At 34.0% G+C, this 24,276-nt stretch carries 16 protein-coding genes; 10 read left to right on the top strand and 6 right to left on the bottom strand.

The genetic code is table 11. The features are described from left to right. Nucleotide 1: 1 nt before the first annotated feature. From galT to AB3G33_RS02720, 7 genes are all read left to right on the top strand, one after another. On the top strand, nt 2–1,054 hold the full coding sequence (gene galT / locus AB3G33_RS02750) for a galactose-1-phosphate uridylyltransferase (protein ID WP_367772432.1): 1,053 nt from the start codon (nt 2–4) through the stop codon (nt 1,052–1,054). Nucleotides 1,055–1,214: 160 nt separating this feature from the next. Further along, complete coding sequence (locus tag AB3G33_RS02745; protein WP_367772430.1) at nt 1,215–4,289, top strand: SusC/RagA family TonB-linked outer membrane protein; 3,075 nt, start codon at nt 1,215–1,217, stop codon at nt 4,287–4,289. A 10-nt stretch (nt 4,290–4,299) separates the two neighbouring features. After that, nucleotides 4,300–5,817 carry a RagB/SusD family nutrient uptake outer membrane protein gene (locus AB3G33_RS02740; RefSeq protein ID WP_367772428.1) on the top strand — a complete coding sequence of 506 codons (1,518 nt, stop codon included), beginning with the start codon at nt 4,300–4,302 and terminating at the stop codon, nt 5,815–5,817. Nucleotides 5,818–6,199: 382 nt separating this feature from the next. Further along, nucleotides 6,200–9,334 (top strand): glycoside hydrolase family 2 TIM barrel-domain containing protein, encoded by a 3,135-nt coding sequence (locus AB3G33_RS02735; protein WP_367772427.1) that lies wholly within the window; start codon nt 6,200–6,202, stop codon nt 9,332–9,334. A 90-nt stretch (nt 9,335–9,424) separates the two neighbouring features. Further along, complete coding sequence (locus AB3G33_RS02730) at nt 9,425–11,647, top strand: alpha-galactosidase (RefSeq protein WP_367772425.1); 2,223 nt, start codon at nt 9,425–9,427, stop codon at nt 11,645–11,647. A 34-nt stretch (nt 11,648–11,681) separates the two neighbouring features. Further along, nucleotides 11,682–12,701, top strand: a complete 1,020-nt coding sequence (gene galE / locus AB3G33_RS02725; protein ID WP_367772423.1) for a UDP-glucose 4-epimerase GalE — start codon at nt 11,682–11,684, stop codon at nt 12,699–12,701. Between the two features lie 367 nt (nt 12,702–13,068). Next, complete coding sequence (locus tag AB3G33_RS02720; RefSeq protein ID WP_367772421.1) at nt 13,069–14,754, top strand: sodium/sugar symporter; 1,686 nt, start codon at nt 13,069–13,071, stop codon at nt 14,752–14,754. Between the two features lie 57 nt (nt 14,755–14,811). Here the strand turns inward: AB3G33_RS02720 and AB3G33_RS02715 are convergent, their stop codons facing one another. The 3 genes from AB3G33_RS02715 to AB3G33_RS02705 form a co-directional block, all read right to left on the bottom strand. Next, nucleotides 14,812–15,252: a LexA family protein gene (locus tag AB3G33_RS02715; RefSeq protein WP_367772419.1), complete on the bottom strand. Its 441-nt coding sequence runs from the start codon at nt 15,250–15,252 to the stop codon at nt 14,812–14,814. Next, nucleotides 15,243–16,517, bottom strand: coding sequence for a Y-family DNA polymerase (locus AB3G33_RS02710; RefSeq protein ID WP_367755738.1), 1,275 nt, complete (start codon nt 16,515–16,517; stop codon nt 15,243–15,245). Before AB3G33_RS02710 ends, AB3G33_RS02715 begins: the two co-directional genes overlap by 10 nt. A gap of 103 nt (nt 16,518–16,620) precedes the next feature. Further along, nucleotides 16,621–17,340 (bottom strand): NUDIX domain-containing protein, encoded by a 720-nt coding sequence (locus AB3G33_RS02705; protein ID WP_367755736.1) that lies wholly within the window; start codon nt 17,338–17,340, stop codon nt 16,621–16,623. 347 nt (nt 17,341–17,687) lie between these two features. Here AB3G33_RS02705 and AB3G33_RS02700 point away from each other — a divergent pair, with 347 nt between their 5' ends. Together AB3G33_RS02700 and xylA are read left to right on the top strand one after the other, a co-directional pair. After that, nucleotides 17,688–19,184, top strand: coding sequence for a xylulokinase (locus AB3G33_RS02700; RefSeq protein WP_367772417.1), 1,497 nt, complete (start codon nt 17,688–17,690; stop codon nt 19,182–19,184). After that, nucleotides 19,181–20,503, top strand: a complete 1,323-nt coding sequence (gene xylA, locus AB3G33_RS02695; protein ID WP_367772415.1) for a xylose isomerase — start codon at nt 19,181–19,183, stop codon at nt 20,501–20,503. The genes AB3G33_RS02700 and xylA overlap by 4 nt, the downstream gene beginning before the upstream one ends. A 169-nt stretch (nt 20,504–20,672) precedes the next feature. On the opposite strand, the gene AB3G33_RS02690 is transcribed toward xylA, so the two are convergent. Further along, nucleotides 20,673–21,545 carry an AraC family transcriptional regulator gene (locus AB3G33_RS02690; RefSeq protein ID WP_367755730.1) on the bottom strand — a complete coding sequence of 291 codons (873 nt, stop codon included), beginning with the start codon at nt 21,543–21,545 and terminating at the stop codon, nt 20,673–20,675. A gap of 186 nt (nt 21,546–21,731) precedes the next feature. On the opposite strand from AB3G33_RS02690, the gene AB3G33_RS02685 reads away from it, so the two are divergent. Beyond that, nucleotides 21,732–22,328 (top strand): T9SS type A sorting domain-containing protein, encoded by a 597-nt coding sequence (locus AB3G33_RS02685; RefSeq protein WP_367772413.1) that lies wholly within the window; start codon nt 21,732–21,734, stop codon nt 22,326–22,328. A 49-nt stretch (nt 22,329–22,377) separates the two neighbouring features. Here the strand turns inward: AB3G33_RS02685 and AB3G33_RS02680 are convergent, their stop codons facing one another. Together AB3G33_RS02680 and AB3G33_RS02675 are read right to left on the bottom strand one after the other, a co-directional pair. Then, complete coding sequence (locus AB3G33_RS02680; protein ID WP_367772412.1) at nt 22,378–23,364, bottom strand: Gfo/Idh/MocA family protein; 987 nt, start codon at nt 23,362–23,364, stop codon at nt 22,378–22,380. A gap of 35 nt (nt 23,365–23,399) precedes the next feature. Then, entirely contained in the window at nt 23,400–24,116 is a 717-nt protein-coding gene (locus tag AB3G33_RS02675) for a DsbA family protein (RefSeq protein WP_367772410.1), read from the bottom strand. Nucleotides 24,117–24,276 lie beyond the last annotated feature (160 nt).

The following is a 24,276-nucleotide window of genomic DNA, read 5'->3' as shown; positions in this document are numbered from 1 at the left end:
AATGAAAAATTTTGATATCAACGAAGATCCGCACAGACGCTATAATCCATTAATCAACGAATGGGTTTTGGTTTCGCCACACCGTGCTAAACGTCCTTGGCAAGGTCAAAATGAAAAAGTCACCTCAGATTCTTTGCCAGAATATGACCCAACTTGTTACTTGTGTCCAGGAAATGTGCGCGCTAATGGAGAAGTAAATCCATCGTATGAAAATGCCTTTGTTTTTGAAAATGATTTTGCCGCTTTAAAGCAAGAAGAGATTGCTTTTGAAGAAAACAAAAACAACACTTTTTTTAAAGCACAACCGGAAAGAGGTATTTCTCGTGTGGTTTGTTTTTCACCAAAACACAATTTGACATTGCCTGAAATGGAAGTGGAAGGTATTGAAAACATTATTCATACTTGGCAAAAAGAATATACGGATTTAGGTGCTGTAGATTACATCAATCACGTTCAAATTTTTGAAAATAAAGGAAGTGTTATGGGATGCAGTAACCCGCATCCGCATGGACAAATATGGGCACAATCTTCTTTACCAACAGAAGTAGAGAAAACGCAAAATAATTTAAAAGGGTATTTAGACAAAAACGGAAGTAATTTATTGCAGGATTATTTGCAAGAAGAGCTAAAACTAAATGAGCGTATTGTAATCGAGAATGATCATTTTGTAGCATTGGTTCCTTTTTGGGCTATTTGGCCTTATGAAACAATGATTATCAGTAAACGTCATTTGACAAAAATTACTGATTTTACAACTGATGAGGTAACTGGTTTTGCATCCATTTTAAAACTATTAACAATTAAATACGACAATCTTTTTGAAACGTCATTCCCTTATTCCTCAGGAATTCATCAAGCTCCAACTGATGGTGAGGAACATCCAGAATGGCAATTTCATATGCATTTTTACCCACCATTATTACGTTCTGCAACCGTAAAAAAATTCATGGTAGGATATGAAATGATGGGAGAATCACAAAGAGATATTACCCCTGAGAAAAGTGCGGAACTTCTGAAAAACCAATCAGAAGTTCATTATAAGACGCGCCTATAGTAAAAAAATCTTTTAAAATATACACTTAAAAATTGAATTAGAGCTCAATTTAAATTTCCTTCTTTTTAAGTAGGGTTGCAAAACTTTTGTGTTTTTTTTTAAGAATGATTAAGCAAAAAAAAAAAATTATTAACCAACCAATTATTAAAAACATGAATTTATGAAAACCATGAAGAACGTAAATCAGATGTTAAGGATTAAAACTTTCTTAACTTCTAAACTCACTTTATCTCTTTTTATTTTGATTTCTTGTATTAGTTTGCAAGCTCAAAATACGATAAAGGGATCTGTTATAGATCAAAAGACATCTCAAACTATTATTGGAGCTTCTGTACTTGTCAAAGGGACTACCAATAGTACCATGACTGATGTTGATGGAAATTATGTATTAAATGTAAGTGATTCTAATGTAACCTTAGTATTCTCTTACATTGGATATGGTAAAGTGGAAGAGGCTGTTAAAGGCAGAAAAATCGTTAATGTAGTATTAAATGAAGAAAATAACACTTTAGATGAAGTTGTTATTATTGGATATGGTACTATCAAGAAAAGTGATATGACTGGAGCTGTTGGAGGCTTAAAAGCATCACAATTAGACGCTCAAAGTAACACGAATTTAGGTAGTGCAATTCAGGGAAAAATTGCTGGTGTAACAGTAGAATCAGGTGGAGGTGCTCCAGGTTCTGGAACTAAAATCCAGATTAGAGGAGCTGGATCATTAAACAATAATAATCCGTTGATTTTAGTTGATGATATTGCAGTAGCATCAATGAATAATTTGAATCCAAATGACATTGAGTCTATTCAAGTATTGAAAGATGCATCTGCTGCCGCCATTTATGGGTCTAGAGCTGCAAATGGGGTTATTTTAATTACAACAAAGAGTGGTAAAAAGGGAGATATGAAAGTATCTTTCAATTCTTCTTTTGGGTCTGCAAGCGTAGCTAAAAAGTTAGATTTGTTAAATCAAGAGGAATGGGCAAAAGTAAGTACTGCGGCCTATACCGCAGCAGGAAAACAGCCGTTGGATATTGCTCTAAACCCAGAAGTTTCGGGTGCAGGTATAAACTGGCAAAATGAAATATTCAGAACGGCTCCAACTAAAAATTACTCATTGGGACTTTCAGGAGGTTCTGATAATGTGAAGTATAGTATGTCATTAAGCTACTTTAATCAAGAAGGAGTTGTTAAAGAGACTAATTATGACCGTGTTAATTTAAGAGTTAAATCGGATTATAAAAAAGGGATCTTTAAAATTGGTGAAACAGTAATGTTGACCAAAGAAAAAAGAAAAGATTTACCAGGTGTTCCTGGACAAGGAAGAAATGTTGTAGGATCAGCAATATCAATGATTCCTGGTTTTGCCATTTATGACGAAAACGCCATCGGAGGTTATGGAGGTGCATCTGGTTCAGTAACGGATATATTTAATCCAGTTGCTGCTTTGAATCTTTTTGATGTAAAGAATGATTATTACCAAGCATTGATAAACACTTATGCTGAAGCAAGTTTTTTTGATGGTTTTAAATATAAGTTAAACGTAGGGGCAACTATTTCTGAGCATAAAGCTTATAATTATACACCTCGTTACGAAGTGGGTGGTTTCTTTAAGAATTTAAAGAATACTTTAGCTGAAGGAAGTGATATGAATCAGTATTATCAAATAGAAAATACGTTGAATTATTCTAAAACTTTTGGAAAACATTCTGTAAATTTATTAGTTGGACATACGGTTTATGAAAATAAATTTCGTTCAATTTCAGGTTCAGTTTCAGGATTACCTGATGGTATTTATGTTCTTGCTGGAGCAGAAGATCCTTCAATTGTTGGTTTAGCAAGTGAAAGTAAATTAATGTCTTTCCTTGGTCGTGCTATTTATTCATATGACAATAAATATATTTTTACTGCAACATTTAGACGTGATGGTTCTTCTCGTTTTAGCCCAGAAAACAAATGGGGGAATTTCCCATCTATTTCTGCAGCTTGGGGAATTGGAAAAGAAGATTTTTTCACCAAGTTAAACTTACCTGTATCTGAGTTAAAATTACGTGCTAGTTATGGTGTATTAGGGAATCAAGAAATTGGAGACTACCAGTATCTTGGTTTGATTTCTCCAGGAATCAGCTATGCAGTGGGCGAGCCAAATTCATTATGGATTGGTAATATTCAACAAGAATATCCTGCAATTGGTTTAAAATGGGAATCAACTGCAACTGCAAATGTAGGGGTTGATTTGTCAATGTGGAATGGTCAATTAGACTTTACTGCTGATTACTTTGAAAAAAATACGACAGATTTACTTTTGCGTGTGCCAATTCCATTGTCAGTAGGTTCTAGCAATGACCCTTATACGAATGCTGGTAAAGTGTCTAACAAAGGTTTTGAATTAGGATTGACTTATAATAAAAAAGTAGGAGAAGTTAATTTCTCTGTTTCTTCTAATATTTCTAGTGTAAAAAATCGTGTAGAAGATTTAAGTACAGGAAGTCAAATTCTAGCAGGTTCTAGTGGATCATTCCACGGAGCAGCAGTAACGTATAGTAAAGTAGGATATCCTATTTATTCTTTTTTTCTTGTTAAAACGGATGGTTTATTCAGATCTCAAGAAGAAATTGATGCTTATACTTTAAATGGAAATCCAATCCAACCAAGAGCACAAGTAGGAGATATAAAATATGTTGACTTTAATGGTGATGGGCAAATTGATGGTGCTGATAGACAGTATAGAGGAAGTGCTTTCCCAGATTTTGAATATGGTTTACGTCTTACAGCTGATTGGAAAGGAATTGACTTTACAATAGCAGCTCAAGGGACGCAAGGAAATATGATTTATAATGGTAATAATACGGATATCGCTACTGTAAGATCAAACATTAATTATTCTAGTGCAACTTTAAACTCTTATACATTTAATCCAAATTCAAATTTCCCAAGATTGGACATTGACGATTTAAATGATAATGGAGCAGACTATTCTGATCGTTTTCTTGAAAACGGTTCTTACTTTAGAATCAAAACGGTCCAAGTTGGGTATACTATCCCGAATAGCTTAAGTCAAAAATTAGCGATTGACAGATGCCGATTATATGTTGCCGGAGACAACTTGCATACTTTTACTAAGTATACAGGATATAATCCAGATGTTTCAAGTGATGGACTTGGAGGTAGAGGGATAGATTATAAATCTTATCCGTTAAGCAAGACAATTACATTTGGAATTCAACTTAACTTTTAAATCGACAAAAATGAAAAAGAAATTAATCATAGTATTTTTTATGGGTGGACTTGTAACGCTAAGTTCTTGTTCGGACAACCTTGAATTCGGGAACCCAAATAAATTAACAACAGAATCTTTCTGGCAAACACCAGCCGATCTGGAGTCTGGATTAGCTACGGTATATAATACATTAGTAGATAATAATAATGCAGGGTATTGGGAAATTCAAGCCATGCAATTAAAAGAGAATAGAACAGAAAACTTTATTGCTAGAAATGACGTTCCTGGACGTTTTGCAGTCGCTACTTATAAAAATAGTCCTAGTACGGCAGAAACTACAGGGATGTTTAAAGCAATGTACATAGGGATATTTCGTGCCAATCAGGTGATAAATTATGCTCCACAAATCCAAAATATTGATGAAACTAAAAGAGCGCAATTAGTTGCCGAAGCTAGTTTTTTAAGAGGATTGAATTATTTTAATTTAGTAATTGAATTTGGAAGTGTGCCAATATTTACTGATTTAGTAAAAGACCCATCCGATTACTTTAAAGAAAAGTCGACTGAAGATGAAGTTTGGAACCAAATAATTGCTGATTTTCAATTAGCAGCTACTAGTCCGTTACCAGAAATATATCCTGCGGCTTTAAAAGGGAGAGTAACTAAAAATACTGCTATTGCTTATCTTGGAAAAGCGTATTTATATAGAAAAGAGTGGGCAAAAGCCGAAGAGCAATTTGCTAAATTAGTAAATAACGAAGGGACAAATGGATACGGTCTTTTGGATGATTATGCTCAATTATTTGATGGTAAGCATGAGAACAGTAAAGAATCTGTATTTGAAATTCAGTTTAGTAGAGTAGGTGGAGCAACTATTTGGGGAGGAGAACCAGCACAAAGAACTAGAGCTACAACAATGGCTCAAGAATGTGCTCCTGGTGAAGTAGGTGGATGGTTTGAGTTATTGCCTTCAAAAACATTATTGAATGCAATGACCAAAGAGAAAACGGTAGATGGAGGTTTTGATCCAAGAGCGACGGCTACTTTGGCATGGAACTACCCAGGAAGCATGTATTATAATGCTGATTTTGCAACAAAATTTGGAGCAAATGCTATTTGGATTAGAAAAAATCAAAACTGGTGGAATAACGATGAAGGAGATTGGAAATCAGAATTGAATGAATACGCTATGCGTTATGCCGATGTACTTTTAATGCTTGCTGAAGCGCAAACTATGCAAGGAAAAGTGGCAAGTGCAATCCCTTTAGTTAAAAGAATTAGAGACAGAGCGAAGCTAACTAGCATTGTAATGACAGGATGGACTCAAACTCAAATGATGGATGAAATTATGCATCAAAGAAATGTTGAATTTGCTCGTGAAGGACTTCACTGGTATGATTTAAGAAGATGGGGTACATTAGAAAAAGTGATTAAAGAAAGTTTAAGAGAAGGCTACAATAATTACTCAGCCAAATACAATTACTTTCCTATTCCAGAAAGTGAATTAAACAATAATCCTAAGATGACTCAAAATGCCAATTGGTAATAGAGTACAATAATTAGTTCTCGGGTGTTATTATTTTATAAAAAAAACGGCTACAGAAGTTTAATGGTTTAATGATGTAGCAAATTTTGATACTAAATGAAATTTGGGATGTTGTCGAAAAACGTTTTTAATCCATTTATTGGATATAGACATTGGCTTACACTGTTAAAAAACAAAATAGAGCTAAAATTAATGTCAAAATAATCACACCCAATAACTGATAAGAATAAATAGTGACAGATGGTTAATTGCAGTAGTACTGCAATTAATCATTTGTGCTATTTTTAAACAAAACAGGGTTCCTTTACTTTTATAATGCAAGCCAATTCATTGTAAATTAAAGAACTAAATGAGAAAATAGTTACCTAAAAAAATAGTGAACATGAAAAAAAGAACAATTTTAACTAGCATTTTTGCTGTTATATCTTTAATTGTCTTTGCCCAGGAAAAACCAAGTCGCAATGACTGGGAAAATCCTGAAGTATTTCAGATTAATCGTGAGCCAGCTAGAGCTGCATTTTTACCTTTTGCAGATGAAGCATCAGCAATTGCGGATGACTATACTCGTTCACCATGGTATATGAGTTTAGACGGGAAATGGAAGTTTAATTGGTCTCCTACACCGGATGAAAGACCAAAAGATTTCTTTAAACCCGATTTTAATACGACCAACTGGAAAGAGATTGGAGTGCCTTCCAACTGGGAATTAGTGGGATATGGAATTCCTATTTATACTAATATTACGTATCCATTTGTCAAAAATCCACCATTCATTGATCATGCCGATAATCCTGTTGGGTCTTACCGCCGTACTTTCGAGTTGCCAGAAAACTGGGACGGACGTCGTGTTTACCTTCATTTTGAAGCGGGAACATCAGCCATGTATATTTGGATAAATGGAGAAAAAGTGGGCTACAGCCAGAATACTAAAAGCCCAACTGAATTTGATATTACGAAGTATGTAAAAGCAGGCGTAAATCAGGTTGCCGTTGAGGTCTATCGTTGGAGCGATGGGTCTTATTTAGAAGATCAAGATTTTTGGCGCCTATCTGGAATTGACAGGGACGTTTATCTTTATAGTACAGCAAATACGCGTATTGCTGATTTCTTTGCTCGTCCTGATCTTGACGCTACTTATAAAAACGGAAGTTTATCTGTAGATATTAAACTTAAAAATACCAATTCGGTTGCCAAGAACAATCAAACTGTTGTAGCTAAATTAGTTGATGCTACAGGAAAAGAAGTTTTTGTAAAAACAATTAAAATGAATTTAGGTGCCAATGCGGTTTCATCAACCACGTTTGTACAAAATGTTAGTTCCCCTAAATTATGGAATAATGAAACACCTAACCTTTATACTCTAGTACTTACGTTAAAGGATGAAAACGGCAAATTTGTAGAAACGGTTGCCACTTCTATCGGTTTTAGAAAAGTAGAATTGAAGAACGGACAATTATTAGTTAATGGCATCCGAATCATGGTTCACGGGGTGAATATTCATGAGCATAACCCAAAAACCGGTCATTATCAAGATAAAGAAACCATGATGAAGGACATCAAGTTAATGAAACAACTAAACATTAATGCGGTGCGTTGCAGCCATTATCCAAATAATTTATTGTGGGTAAAACTGTGCAATAAATATGGTTTGTTTTTAGTTGACGAGGCAAATATTGAAACGCATGGAATGGGAGCTGAACTTCAAGGTTCATTTGATAAAACAAAGCATCCAGCATATCTCCCAGAATGGAAAGCAGCTCATATGGATCGTATTTATAGCTTAGTGGAGCGCGATAAAAATCAACCTTCGGTTATTCTATGGTCACTAGGTAATGAATGTGGAAATGGACCTGTGTTTCACGAGGCTTACGAATGGATAAAAAATAGAGATAAAACGAGATTAGTTCAATTTGAGCAAGCTGGGGAACAAGAAAACACTGATGTTGTTTGTCCAATGTATCCAAGTATGGAATATATGAAGGAATATGCTAATCGCAAAGATGTAAAACGTCCTTTCATCATGTGCGAGTATTCACATGCAATGGGTAACAGTAACGGTAACTTTCAAGAGTATTGGGACATTATTCACAGTAGTATTAACATGCAAGGTGGATTCATCTGGGATTGGGTTGATCAAGGCTTTGAACAAACAGATGAAGCTGGTAGAAAATACTGGGCTTATGGTGGTGATATGGGAGGTCAAAACTACACTAACGACGAGAATTTTTGTCATAATGGATTGGTTTGGCCAGATCGCACGCCGCACCCTGGTGCTTTTGAAGTAAAAAAAGTGTATCAAGACATACTTTTCAAGGGGATAAATTTAGAGAAAGGAATTATCGAAGTCGAAAATGGTTTTGGTTATACTAATCTTGATAAATACCTTTTCAAATATGAAGTTTTGAAAAATGGGTTAGTTATAAAATCAGGTGTAATTAATATTAGTCTTGCTCCACAATCTAAAAAACAAGTTCAAATTGAATTGCCAAAACTAAATGCAGAAGATGGAGTTGAGTATCTTTTAAATGTTTTTGCGTATACAAAAGAAGGTACTGAATTATTACCTCAAAATTTTGAAATCGCAAGGGAGCAATTTTCTATAGGAGAAAGCAAGTATTTTGCTAAAGTTGTAAATGCTAGTACAAATGCAACAGTTAAAGACACTAAGGATGCGATTACTTTAAGTGCAAATGGGGTTGAAGTAACCATAAATAAAAAAACGGGTTTAATGCAGAAATATACATCTGGAGAGGAAAATTATTTTAATCAAATGCCTGTTCCTAATTTCTGGCGAGCACCAACAGATAATGATTTTGGTAACTACATGCAGGTAAGTAGTAATGTATGGAGAACTGTGGGAAGATTCAGTAGTTTGAATAGCATTGAAGTCAAAGAAGTGTCTGGTAAAACAACTGTTGTAGCACATCTTTTCTTGAAAGATATTGCTTCGACTTATACGATTACTTACACTATGGATGCCGATGGAAGCTTAACATTACAAAATTCATTCAAAGCCGGAGATAACCCATTATCTGAAATGCCTCGTTTTGGGATGTTATTCTCACTAAAAAAAGAGTTGGATAACTTTAGTTATTATGGAAGAGGTCCTTGGGAAAATTATCAAGATAGGAATACATCTTCTTTGAAAGGAATTTACGAAAGCAAAGTTGCTGATCAATATGTTCCTTATACTCGTCCTCAAGAAAATGGATATAAAACAGATATTCGCTGGATAACGTTGACAAATAACTCTGGAAATGGAATTGAGATTCAAGGCTTGCAACCACTAGGAGTTAGTGCTTTGAATAATTATCCTGAAGATTTTGATGCAGGTTTAACCAAAAAATACCGTCATACAAATGATATTACTCCACGTAATGAAGTGGTAATTTGTGTAGATTTAGCACAACGAGGTCTTGGAGGAGACAATAGCTGGGGTGCTATGCCACACGAACAATACCAATTGAGAAACAAAGAATATAGTTACGGTTTCGTTATTAAGCCAATAAAAAAATAAATAGATTAGCAGTCCTATTTTATATGTTGTAAAATAGGACTGCTATATAATCGAAACTGTTGCAAGAGGTTGCTACTTAAAATAATTATTATGAAAGAAAAATTAAAATGCTGTTTCCATTTAAAAGGTGTTTTTACATTGTTTTTTATGTTTGGCGCAATTAGTTTATGGGCCCAGAAAGTGACAATACCTATTGCTACTAATAGCAATATGATGCTGTTGCAAACAGATAATGACAACCGTTTGATGACCGTTTATTTTGGTAAACCACTTGAAAACGAAAATGAATTCGCAGCGGTTTCAGCTGGATATAATTATGATTATTCTAATCAGGGAATTTACAATTCAGCATATACACCATCTGGTACTTGGAATCTTAGTGAACCAGCAATCCAGGTCAAACATGCTGATGGAAACACTTCTTTAGAACTGAAATATGTAAGTCATAAAACGGAAAAAATTGACGCTAATAGCGCTCTTACAAGTATCGTTCTTAAAGATCCCGTTTATCCATTTGAGGTAACTTTGTTTTATAAAGTTTGGCCAAAGGAAAATGTAATCGAACAATGGACTGAAATAAAACACAATGAAAAGAAAGCGGTATTGTTACAAAAATACGCTTCGGCAAATTTATTTTTTGGAGGAAAAAACTTCTATCTCACCAGTTTTCAAGGAGAATATCTAAAAGAAATGCAACCTGCGGAGACTAAGCTTGTACAAGGAATGAGATCTCTGGACAGCAAATTGGGAACTAGAGCGATGCTTACGCAAAGTCCTAATTTTATGGTCTCGTTTGGAAAACCTGCATCAGAAAATGAAGGAACGGTATTGCTAGGACAATTAGCTTGGAGTAGTAATTTTAAATTGGAATTTGAAGTCGACTCTAATAAAAATCTTAGGCTAATTGCAGGAATCAATCCTTTTGCTTCGGAATATTTATTGGCTCCAAATGTAGTTTTTAAAACGCCTTCTTTAATTTATGTGCTTTCAAATCATGGAACAGGAGATGCTAGTAGGAATTTACACGATTGGGCAAGAAAATATAGAGTTTTAGATGGCGAAGGAGAACGACTTACCTTGTTGAACAATTGGGAAGCTACCTACTTTGATTTTGATGAAAATAAAATAAAAGACTTATTTAAAGACGCTAAAGACTTGGGTGTCGATATGTTCTTGTTAGACGACGGTTGGTTTGGAAATAAATATCCAAGAAATGGTGACAATGCTGGGCTTGGTGATTGGCAAGAAAATAAAAAGAAATTACCAAGTGGCTTAGGTTATTTGGTTAAAGAAGCCAAAAAAGAAGGGGTGAAATTCGGTATTTGGATAGAGCCTGAAATGGTAAATCCTAAAAGTGAGTTGTATGAAAAACATTTAGATTGGGTAATTCGTCAACCAGAAAGACCTGAGATTTATTATAGAAACCAACTTGTTTTAGATTTGTCAAATCCCGAAGTACAGGACTTTGTATTTGGTGTTGTAGATGATTTATTTGTAAAAAATCCCGAATTAGCCTTTATAAAATGGGATTGTAATGCGACAATTTATAACGCTTATTCGGCATATCTTAATAAAAAGGGATTGCCACAATCTAATTTGTACGTTGATTATACTAAAGGATTGTATAAAGTACTACAGCGGATTAGAGCTAAATACCCAAAAGTGCCAATGATGTTATGCTCTGGCGGAGGTGGTCGTGGCGATTATGAATTCTTGAAGTATTTTACAGAATTTTGGCCAACGGATGATACGGAACCTTTAGAAAGAATATTTGTTCAATGGGATTATTCCTATTTCTTTCCTTCGATTACAACTTGCAACCACGTAACGGATTGGGGTAAACAACCACTAAAATTTAGAGTTGATGTGGCTAGTATGGGAAAATTAGGTTTTGATATTGTAGCAAGCAAATTAAATCCCGATGATAAAACATTTTGCAAACAAGCTATTTCAAATTACAATTCATTTAAAGATGTTGTTTGGCATGGAGATATGTTTCGTTTGGTTAATCCTCATGAAAATGATATCGCAGCGTTAATGTATGTAAATCCAGAGAAAAGCAAAGCTGTCGTTTTTAATTACTTAGTGAATAATAGGTTTAGTATTACAGCAACTGAGCGACCAGTTGTATTAAACGGTTTGGATCCAAAGAAAAAATATACGGTAAAAGAAATTAACCTGTTTCCAGGAACAACATCCTCAATTGCTTCTGACAAGGTGTATAGTGGTGATTTCTTGATGAAAGCAGGGATCAATCCAAATGTGAATTTGAGAAGAACAAGTGTAGTTCTTGAAATAACAGAAGTGAAATAAAATTTAGAAAAAGCATATTATAAAATTGTAAAATATGAAAATACTAGTTACTGGCGGATTAGGATTTATTGGATCGCATACTGTTGTTGAATTACAAAATGAAGGTTTTGATGTTGTCATTATCGATAATCTTTCTAATGCTACTGAGGATGTTTTAAATGGTATAGTTGCTATAACAGGTAAAAAGCCCCTTTTTGAAAAGTTAGATTTAAGAGAAAAAATAGCTGTTCAAGATTTTTTTAAAAGACATCCTGATGTTGTTGGCGTAATTCATTTTGCGGCATCAAAAGCAGTAGGTGAAAGTGTGGGGAATCCTTTATTGTATTATGAAAATAACATAAGTTCGTTAATCTATTTGCTTCAGGAATTGCAACAAAAAGAAGAGTCACATTTTATATTTAGTTCTTCGTGTACTGTCTATGGTCAAGCAGATGTAATGCCTATTAATGAAAACGCATCAGTTAAGCCCGCCATGTCTCCTTATGGGAACACCAAACAAATTGGGGAAGAAATCATCACTGATGTTACAAAAGTAAGTGGTATAACTGCTATTTTGTTGCGTTATTTTAATCCTATTGGGGCGCACCCATCAATCGAAATTGGTGAATTACCCGTTGGAGTACCACAAAACTTAGTCCCTTTTATCACACAAACTGGAATGGGTTTGAGAAAAGAACTTTCGGTTTATGGGGATGATTACCCAACTGTTGATGGTACTTGCGTTCGGGATTATATCCACGTTGTTGACCTAGCTAAAGCACATGTTATTGCTTTGCAACGATTAGTAAACAAAAAAAATTCGGCTAAAATAGAAACGTTTAATCTGGGGACAGGAACTGGAAGTTCGGTTTTGGAGGTGATTCAAGCATTCGAAAAAGTAAGCGGTCAAAAATTGCCTTATACCATTGTTGGTAGAAGAGAAGGAGACGTTGTTTCGGCTTATGCCAATACAGATAAAGCAAATACTATTCTTGGATGGAAAACACAAGCTACACTTGAAGAAGGGATAGCAAGTGCTTGGAAATGGGAGCAGAAGATCAGGAATAAAAACTAATAATAGTGATTGTGTCATTTATAACAAGATATAATCAACATAAAAATAAATTATAAAACATTGTATTATAGTTGTTTACGGAATAATAAAATAAAATTTAACAGATTCATCTGTAATAAATGTAAAAAATACATTTATAAACTATGTAAATAAATATTTTTATTTTACTTTTGACTTTCATAATTTCATAAAATATCAATTAAATTAAAACACATATCACATTTTATAACTAATTCTGTAATGGATTTCTATAAATTATTGTAGATATGCAAAATGATTTATAAATAGGAACTATTTATAAAAAAGAAAAATAGCACAGGACAACAACCGTATGCATTTATATTAATTTCTAAAAAACAAATTACCCATGAACCAACACCTTGCTTTTGCGGATTACGCAGTATTTATTATTTATTTTATCGTGGTATCCACTTATGGATATACCGTTTATCGCAAACGCGAAAAAAACGAACACGATGCCAAAGCTTATTTCCTTGCAGAAGGAACATTGACATGGTGGGCTATTGGTGCTTCATTGATTGCTTCAAACATTTCTGCTGAACAGTTTATTGGAATGAGTGGAGAAGGTTTCTTTTTAGGAATTGCTGTTGCCGCTTATGAGTGGATTGCTGCTATTGCTTTAATTATTGTTGCCGTTTGGTTCATTCCTGTTTATTTGAAAAACAAGATTTATACCATGCCTCAGTTTTTAAAAACAAGGTATAACGAATCTACTGCTTTAATTATGGCCGTATTTTGGTTGTTCTTATACGTATTTGTAAACTTAACTTCTATTTTATATTTAGGAGCTGTTGCCATTAATGGATTGGCTGGTGGAGAATATTTGCATATAATTATGATTGGATTGGCTCTTTTTGCTTTATTAATTTCTTTGGGAGGAATGAAAGTAGTGGCTTATACAGATGTAATTCAAGTTGCTGTATTAATTATTGGAGGATTAGTTACTTCATATATTGCTTTAACAACCGTTGGACGCTATTTTGGAGTGGGTGAAAATGCTATTGAAGGTTTCAAAGTATTAATGAGAGAAGCTCCAGAGCATTTCAAAATGATTATTCCAAGACCTACAGCTACATCTACACAATTAGAGATTAATAAATACCTTACTTTTCCAGGTGTAATGTCGTATTTGGCTGGTATTTGGATTATTAATCTTAATTATTGGGGTTGTAACCAATACATTACACAAAGAGCTTTAGGTGCTGATTTACAAACGGCTCGTACAGGTATTTTGTTTGCAGGAATTTTAAAATTATTAATGCCACTTATCGTTATGTTGCCTGGTATTGCAGCTTTTGTTTTATATGAAAACGGACATTTACCTCAATTAGTAGGAGGAAAAGATGGTGCTTATTCTGCAGTGTTGACATTCCTACCAACTGGTTTAAAAGGATTGTCTGTAGCGGCATTAACGGCAGCTATTGTGGCCTCTTTAGCAGGGAAAGTAAATAGTATTTCAACTATTTATACGCTTGATGTTCATAAAAAATACATTCAAAAAGACGCTACTGATAGAGGACAAGTTAATATTGGAAGGATCGCAGTATTTGGTGCCATGCTTCTTGCTGTTATATTTACTTGGAATGATTTACTTGGAATTGGTGGTGTAGGTGGATTTACTTACATTCAAAAATATACAGGTTTTATTAGTCCTGGTGTATTTGCCATGTTCTTCCTTGGGATGTTTTGGAAAAGAACTACAGGTACTGCAGCAATTGTAGGGGTAATTGCAGGTTTCTTATTATCCGTTTTGTTTAATGAATTTGCTCCAGCATTATTTGGAAATGAGACGTTATTATATACTGCTTTTCCTAACGGTAATGGGGGATTTGAAATTCCATTTCACATTTGTATGGGATTGTCTTTTGCATTTACAATGCTTTTAATGATTGCCATAAGTTTTGCTGGACCTAAAGTGAATCCAAAAGCATTTGAATTAGATACTGAAATGTTCAAATTGAAACCGCAAACTACTGTTTTGATTGTAATAACGATATTGACTATTTTTGCTTTGTATGCTAAGTTCTGGTAGAAAGTAATTTTAAGCTCATTATAAATTAAAAAGTGTGAAGCTAACTTAACGTTGGTTTCACACTTTTTTTATTACATAGGTTACAATCCCCCAAATAATTAATTCATTTTCTTCAGTAACTTTTATGGGAGGGTAGTTTTCATTTTCAGGCATGAGATACAAACATTCTTTTTCTAACTGAATGCGTTTTACGGTAAATTCTCCATCGATAAAACAAATTGCAATTTTATGATTTTGTGGCTCTAGACTTCGATCAACAACAAGCACATCTTTATCATTAATCCCAGCATCAATCATAGAATTTCCTTTTACTTTGATATAAAAAGTAGCCAGAGGGTTTTCGCTTAATTCTTTATTGAGGTCAATATTATTTTCCATAAAATCCGCTGCAGGCGATGGGAATCCTGCTGAAACACCTTCGGTCATGAATGGAATTTTTATTTCACTTTCAAAATCGGGTTGGAAAAAAGTAAGTTTTTGTTCTTTTTTTATTGACATTTTATTTCAAGTATATCTTTAAAACTGGTAGTGAATTTGGGTGACAAATGATTCTGATTCATATTCCAAGTCAAACTTAGGTTTTGTGTGGCTAGCTTTACCTGCGTGTAGCCTATTTTTTTGTTGAGGTCGTCCATGACTTTCATAAGTGCTAAATGTTTTGGGTTTTCATCTTCAAACAATTGAAACTGTTTTTTGTTTTCATCGATAAGGCTACTAACAATTACTCCCGCTTTTTTAAATTTCAAACCCTCGTTCCCTTTGTGCATTTGCTTCAGCATTGCCACAGCAGCATTAGCAATTGTTAAGCTTGAATTTGTTGCGTATGGGAGGTTCATTGCCATATTAAAATAATATTTGGAGGTTTGAACAGTATGTTTGTCAACCACTAATAATACGATAATGGTATGACAACATGATTTTTGTTTTCGCAGTTTCTCGGCACAAACAGAGGCAAACGTAACCATCCGCTCTCGCAATAAATCAAAATCGGATATTTGTTTTGGAAAACTCCGAGTGGTGGAAATGCTTTTCTTTTGGTCTGGAAAGGGGTCCAAGTCCAATACTTGCTTCCCTTCTAATTCATATTTTAAACGCATTCCTATTACACCCATTTCTTTTTTTATCCAAGCTTCATGTTGTGGTTGTATGAAGTCTAATGCGGTGTTGATCTTGCGTAGTTTTGCTTTTTTGGTTGTTCGATGACCTATGCCCCAAACATCTTCAATTTTGGTCCATTTGAGTGCTTTAAAGCGTTTTTCATCCGTATCAATTACATAAACACCACCAGTTCTTTCTTGGAATTTCTTGGCTATTTTATTGGCCACTTTTGACAATGCTTTGGTCTCTGCAAAACCAATACAAACGGGGATTCCAATCCATTTTTGAACTCTTTTTTTCATTTGAATACCATAATCGTGGTAATCTAAAACGTTTAGTCCGTCAAAATTTAAGAACGCTTCATCAATGCTGTAGATTTCTACATTAGGAGTAAATTGTGCCAAAATTGACATTACTCGATTACTCAAATCGCCATATAGTGCATAATTAGAAGAAAATAATTTGACATTCTTTTCTCGTACTAAATCTTTAATTTGAAAAGCAGGAGCACCCATTGGTATTCCAACAGCTTTAGCTTCATTGCTTCGGGAAATTACGCAACCGTCATTATTTGATAATATAGCAACCGGTTTTCCGTTGAATTCTGGTTGGAAAACACGTTCGCAGGAAGCATAGAAATTATTACAGTCGACTAAGGCATACATAGTACAAAATTACTCAATATGTACTTATGCTTGTAAATAACAAAAGTTAATTTTAGGGATTGTTGATAAGTAAAAATAGGTTTTTTTTCGAAAACTTTAAGAGCTAAAATTCAAAATTAAATCCTTTTTTAGTTAGTTTTTCATAAATTTTAGAGTCAAACTTATACAATTGTGCTGCTCTGTGAGAAACGTCTTGTTGTTTTTCATCCAAGGCAACCAACAGTTTCATATGAAGAATTTTTCTACGGAAATTGGATTTATCCATCTCAATACCTAGAATTTCTTCATAAAGATGCATAAGTGCCAATAAAGTAAATTTTTCGGGTAAAAGATTAAAACCTATTGGAGCTTGACGCACCCGATTACGTAATTGTTTTAAGCTATAATCTAATATTTCATTATGATCATATATTAAATCTGGAATTTCATTAATCTTATACCATTTTGCATCAGATGCTGTAAAACCTGCGGTTACATTATAATCTTCTCTTTTTATTAAAGCATAATAACCTATTGTAATTACCCGTCTTAATGGAAAACGGTCGGGATCCCCAAAAGCTTTTAATTGTTCTAGGAATATATTATCTAATCCTGTTAGTTCTCCTAACAATCGATGAGCAGCATTATCTATACTTTCTTTTTTCTTTATCCACCCACCGGGAAGCCCCCATTTTCCTTTACTAATACCTTCAGCATGTTGGACTAATAGGACTTCTAATATTCCGTTGTCAAAACCAAAAATCACACAGTCAATTGTAATGGCATTCATGGCTGATTGCTCAACAGTTTTTAAAGAGTCTTCAGTAGTTTTTTTATCAACCATGGTTTGGAAATTTGAATGAAATATATGAAAAATTAAAAAGCGAGGGTATTTAATTTATATGTTTTTTATGAGGCGAATGTTTTCGCAAATATTTAAAAAAAATCATGGAATTAGAAGTATAATTTTTTATTTTTTTTCACCTGCTGTTAGGAGCCTTCATTAGTATAAATGCGTAATAGTATGCTTGATTAATTATCAATTACAAATTTTTAAACACAATTTTTTGTTAATATGAAATAAATGCATTACACTTGTAGTCAAATTAACCATAAGTATATGGTTTTTATGACTAGAAGTTTGTAGAGATGCAAACATAAAAGTAAAAGCAACCTCTTAAAATGAAGAATATGTATTTTTTAGGAATAGATTTAGGAAGCTCTTCAATTAAACTAACAGTATTTGATCCGGAAAAAGGAACTACTGTTGGCGCAGTGACTGTTCCAGAAATGGAGATGGATATTATTGCTCCGAAATTTGGCTGGGCTGAACAAGATCCTAATTCTTGGTGGCAAAATGTTAAAAAGGGCATACAAGTTTTGGGAACAAAACAGGATGTTGACTTAAAAAAAATTGCAGGGATTGGGATAGCCTATCAAATGCATGGTTTAGTCTTAACGGATGAGAAATTAAATCCTGTTCGTTCTTCGATTATTTGGTGTGACAGTAGAGCAGCAACTATAGGGAATGAAACATACGATCGTATGGGACAAGAATATTGCCAGCAACAAATTTTAGGAAGTCCAGGAAATTTTACTGCTTCTAAATTGAAATGGGTTCAAATAAATGAGCCAGAAGTTTTTAATAAAGCGGTCTACATGATGCTTCCTGGTGATTTTATTGCTGCAAAACTTTCAGGGATTCCACAAATTAGTACTTCTGGACTATCAGAAGCTGCATTATGGAACTTTTCAAGAGGGGGTTTAGCTACTGAAGTACTCCAAGAAATGGATCTTCCTGAGGAAATGATCCCAGGAATTGTACCCAACTTTGGCTATCAAGCAACAATTCACCCAGATATCGCTTTAGAGTTAAGCCTTGACAGAAACACTAAAATAACCTATCGTGCCGGTGATCAACCCAATAATGCATTATCTCTAAATGTGTTAAAACCAGGGGAAATAGCTACTACAGCTGGAACTTCGGCCGTAATTTATACAGTAAGTGACAAAGATATCTATGACAAAGAAAATCGAATCAATACGTTTTTACATGTAAATAATACTGAAACAGAGAAAAAAAATGGGGTAATGCTTTGCATCAATGGTTCTGGTATTTTGTACCAATGGTTGCGCAAAATCATGTCTGTTGACCAATCAAATTTAATCGCATATGAAACGTTGAATGCCGAAGCTGCTAAAGTGAAAGCAGGAAGTAAAGGACTTCGTTTCTATCCTTTTGGGAATGGAGTAGAGCGTATTTTTAATAATAAAAATGCCAATTCAGGAATTCAGAATCTCAATTTTAACATCCATCAATCTGGGCATCTTATCCGTTCAGCTTGCGAAGGAATCGTGTTTGCCATGAATTATGGATTTGATGTGATGAAATCCGTGGGAGCTTCTGGCGAAGTAGTGAGAGCTGGAAATGCCAATCTATTCCTGAGTCCCGTTTTTAGAGAAATTTTCACCAATACAACACAAACTACTTTAGAACTCTATAATACTTCTGGGGCCGAAGGTGCAGCGCGAGGTGCAGCCTATGGTTATGGATTTTATGACTCACTTGATGAGGCGTTTAAAGGGTTAAAATGTATAGAACGAATTGAACCCAATCAATCGCTGACTTCACAGTATCAAGATATTTATCAAGAATGGAAAAATCATATTAAAATAGAACAATCATGAATACAACTAAACAAACTTATTTTAAAAACATTGATATCATAAAATTTGAAGGAAGAGAAAGTGTTAACACACTTGCTTTTAAATGGTATGATGAGAACCGAGTAGTAGCAGGAAAGACTTTAAAAGAACACCTGCGTTTTTCCATGGCATACTGGCATACGCTATGTAACAAAGGGGGAGATCCTTTTGGTGCTAATACAGAAATTCTTGCTTGGGATAAAAACGAAAATGTAATTCAAAGAGCCAAAGACAAAATGGATGCGGCTTTTGAATTCATGAGCAAATTAGGGATTCCATATTATTGTTTTCATGATTTAGATATCGTAGATGAAGCACCAACTTTATCAGAGTTTGAAAACCGAGTGCAAGAATTAGTTGCTTATGCTAAAATTAAACAAGATGAAACGGGGATTAAACTGTTGTGGGGAACTTCAAACTTGTTTAGTAATCCTCGTTATATGAATGGAGCTTCAACCAATCCTAATTTTGATGTTGTAGCTTATGCAAGTGCTCAAGCCAAAATTGCTATTGATGCTACCATTGCTTTAGGTGGTGAAAATTATGTTTTTTGGGGAGGTCGTGAAGGCTACATGAGTCTTTTAAATACCGATATGAAAAGAGAATTAGATCATATGGGACAATTCTTGACTATTTGTAGAGATTATGCACGCAAACAAGGCTTTAAAGGAACTTTTCTTATTGAACCAAAGCCTATGGAACCCATGAAACATCAGTATGATTTTGATGCGGCAACAACATTAGGGTTTTTACATAAATATGGACTTCAAGATGACTTCAAGTTGAATCTAGAAGTAAATCACGCTACCCTTGCTGGACATACTTTTGAGCATGAGTTACAAGTTGCGGTAGATGCAGGAATGTTAGGAAGCATTGATGCAAATCGGGGAGACTATCAAAACGGTTGGGACACTGATCAGTTTCCAATAAATGTTTATGAAATAACTCAAGCTATGTTAATCATCTTAGAAGGTGTTGGAATTCAAGGTGGCGGAATCAACTTTGATGCAAAAGTACGCAGAAACTCAACTGATTTAGACGATAAATTTATTGCTCACATAGCTGGAATGGATGTTTTTGCACGCGGTCTTATCTATGCGGACCATATTTTACAAAATACAAATTATAAAAATTTACGTGAACAACGTTACGGATCATTTGACAGTGGTAATGGAGCGAAGTATGAAAAAGGAGAGCTCTCTTTGGAAGCACTTAGTGAAATTGCTCGTGCAAATGGAGAACCTCAACAAATAAGTGGAAAACAAGAATTATTTGAACAAATTATTGCCAACGCATATTAGTCTATTAAAACAACCATTAACTAACTAAATTATTGTGAAAAGTAAATGGTGTAAATCAATAATATTTAGTTTTTAACAAAACTTTAATTCAGTATTTTGTGCTGAATTAAAGTTTTGTATAACAGTAATCTCAAATTGTGACTGGATAAATTGTCTCAAATATTGTTTTTTATTCTAAAAAGGTTCTTAATTCTTGACGGTATTGATAGGCACTTTTCCCAGTGAATTCTTTAAACGATTTATTAAAATGTCCTAAATTGTTAAAGCCACTTTCATCACAAACGTCAGTTATGCTGATTTGTTTTTCAGCTAATAATTTAGATGCGTGCACCAATCGATAATCATTTACAAATTTAGTAAATGTTTTGTTGGTTATCTTTTTGAAATACCTACAAAAGGATGGGACAGTCATTGCAACAAGATCTGATATTTCTTCTAGGCTTATGCTTTCTTGAAAATGGTCTTTCACAAAATTATATACCACATTCATGCGGTCATTGTCCTGCATTTGCATTTCCATCGAAAATCCTTCGGCATTCAATATGACGCTTTCTTTTGACAACTCTAATTCATTTAAGATAGACAACATGCTTAGTAATCTTTCTAATTGATTTTGTTCATCAAGTGCTTCTATTCGTTCTCCAATTATTTTTTTCGTTTTTCCAACAAACGAGATTCCTTGTTTGGCTTGGCTGAATAAGTTTTTAATATTTGTCATTTCTGAAATTTCAAAAAAACTGTTTCCAAGAAAGTCAGGTTTCATTTGTATTACCGTTTCTTTTTTATTCCCTGTTTCTTCATCTGTAAAACCACAATGAGGTAAATTACTACCTATAAGAATTAGATCACCATCATTATAATACGAGACATGACTGCCTACTTGTCTTTTACCGGAGCCTCCATTTATATAAACTAATTCTATTTCAGGGTGATAATGCCAGTGATTTGTATGTACGTTGTTGTTTTGTTCATGTTTCGCTATAGAAAATGAACTTCCAAAAGAGGGGACTATGATTTCTAAGTTGGGGTGTATAGGTCTCATATTCTTTTTTATTGATTTAGTATGCAAATTTAGTAAACATTGCGGAATTGTTAGCTTTTTTAACCTTTATCGATTTCGTAAAAGGTAAAATAGCGTAGAATCGTGAAAATCCTGCATTATATTCAATGAAATGGTTGCCGTAGATTTGTAATAGTTAAAAGGATTATAAATCTAAAAACTTAAATTATGAAAAAGATTTTAAAATTTAGTTTGGTAGTAGCAGCTGTATTGACTGCTATGAATGTAAGTGCATCAGAAAAAGATTTTTCGTTAGATGTAAAAAAAGGAGAAGGTAAGACGGTAACTTTTGCTCTTAATGAGTCAAATAAAGTAGAATTGTCAATTTATGATTTAGACAATAAATTGATTCACACTGAAAATGTTAACTCTAAAGGAAGTATTAACAGAACGTATGATTTAAAAGCTTTGCCAGAAGGAACATATTTTCTTGTAGCAGAATCAGATACGAAAATCGCGAAATATGAGATTTCTGTGATTGGGAAAACTGCAGTTCTTGCTTCAAGTCCAGTTTCGGAGGTGTACAAGCCAGTGTTTACAAACAAAAATGGTTTAGTTTCTCTAAGCATTTTTAATTTGTACAAAAACCCAGTGAGCATTAAAATTTATAATCAAGCTGACGAGGAAGTGTATACATCTCCAGTTTTAGTAGATCAAAATGTTGAAAAGGTTTTTGATATCAAAAACTTACCGTATGAAAAATATACATTCGTTATGACGTATGGTGATAAAGTTTTCATGGAGACAGTTTCGGCTAAAAAATAATTAACAACAGAATTTATGAAAACAGCTCTATTTTATAGAGCTGTTTTTTTTATATTATATTTCCGATAATTTTGTCCATTACCCAATTGGTGTGAGTTGCAGTTTTTCCATCAGAAGGATGTGTGCCGTTATGGAGTAAGCTGTCTTTCATTTGTTGAACATGGTACAGTTGAATGTTTTCGGGATGTTCAATATGAAGTTTCGTTTCACCTTGTTCATTTGTTAGAAGTAAAGGATCGTTTTCGAATATAGAAAAGGCAATTTTACCTTTACTCCCATAAATTTCAACGGTATCTTCCCTTGTAAAACAACCAAAATTCCAACTTCCCGATCCAGTAATGCCTGATTCATGTACCCAACTTGCTGCTACGGCATCTTTGGCTGAATATAATCCCTGTTGGTTTATACTTATTCCAGATGCTTCTTTTATATTTCCTAGAAGGAAAGTAAATAGGTCCAGTCCATGACTGGCCAAATCGTCAAAATAACCAGCTGTTGCGATTTTGGCATCTGTTCTCCAGTTGTAATTTCCTGATAAATCTTGATCAGTTGTAGGTTTGCTTAAATGCCATCTTATATGTCTTATTTCGCCTATGGTTTTATTGTCTATCCATTTTTTTACTTGCAGAAAACGAGGTAATGTTCGTCTGTAATAAGCAACAAATAAAGGGATGTTTTTTTCTTTGAAGGCTTCATAGATTGCTAAGCTATCTTGGTAATTTGGCGAAAGCGGTTTTTCAATGCAACAACTTTTTCCTGCAATGGCTACTTTTAGACCATAATATTTATGGGTATCAGGTGGCGTAGCTATGTAAACAGCATCTATTTCAGGGTCATTTATTAAGTCATCAGCATTAGTGTAATATTTGCTTATCCCATGTCTTTTAGCATAATCAGCCGCTTTTTCAGCGTCTCTTCTCATTACGGCTACTATTTCAAATCCGTCTGTTTTTTGATAAGCAGGACCACTTTTTATTTCGGTAACATTACCACATCCTAGTATTCCCCATCGGATTGTTGTTTTGCTGTTTTCCATATTTTGTAATAATTGATTTTAGACCAAGGTATGAATTAATTACATCCGTCTATTCCACAATTTTCTCCTTCGGTTGTATTCAGTACGGTTATTTTAGAATCAAATTGACCCTCATCCCATACCTTTTCTAACGTTTTTACAAAAGTTTCGACATGTTGTGCTCCAGAAACAGCGTACTTATTGTCAAAAACAAAAAACGGAACGCCTTGAACTCCTATTTTTTGTGCCATGTCAATATCTTCCTTTACTTCTTTTGCGTAAGCATCAGAATGTAAGACAGCATCAATTTCTTTAGTATCTAATCCTGCTTGTTGTCCTAATTGAGTTAGCGTTTCTAAATCATTTACATTTTTACCATCGGTTAAATAGGCTTTAAACAAAAGCTCCTCTAGTTCATTCGATAATTGGTGTTTCTTTGCTAAATGCAATAAACGGTGTGCATTAAATGAATTGGCCATAATTGCTTTTTCAAAATGAAAATCTAGTCCAGAGTTTTTTGCGTTTTGCGTCATGCTGTCCATCATTTCTTGTGCCCATTCTTTATCTTTTCGATATTTTTCAGCTAAATGTTCTGCCATATTATCGTCAGCTGAGGCCACAAAATTTGCGTCCAGTTGAAAACTTTTCCATTCGATTTCTACTGATTCTTTATGATTAAATTGTGCCAAAGCGCCTTCAATTCTTCTTTTTCCTATATAACAATATGGGCACATAATATCCGACCAGATTTGTACTTTTAATTTATTTTCCATTGTGTTTTAAGTATTGTAGTAAGTTCTTAATTTGTATATACAAATGTAGTGATTTCCTCTTGATCAATAATTTGTTTTAGTTTTTTATTGGGAAATTAGGATGATAAGAAAAAGGTTTTTTTTTAATAAAAAACCCATCAAACGGATATTGATGGGTTAA

This window comes from Flavobacterium sp. WC2421 (assembly GCF_040822115.1).
Lineage (GTDB): Bacteria > Bacteroidota > Bacteroidia > Flavobacteriales > Flavobacteriaceae > Flavobacterium.
This window is presented reverse-complemented; position numbering and strand designations above follow the sequence as displayed.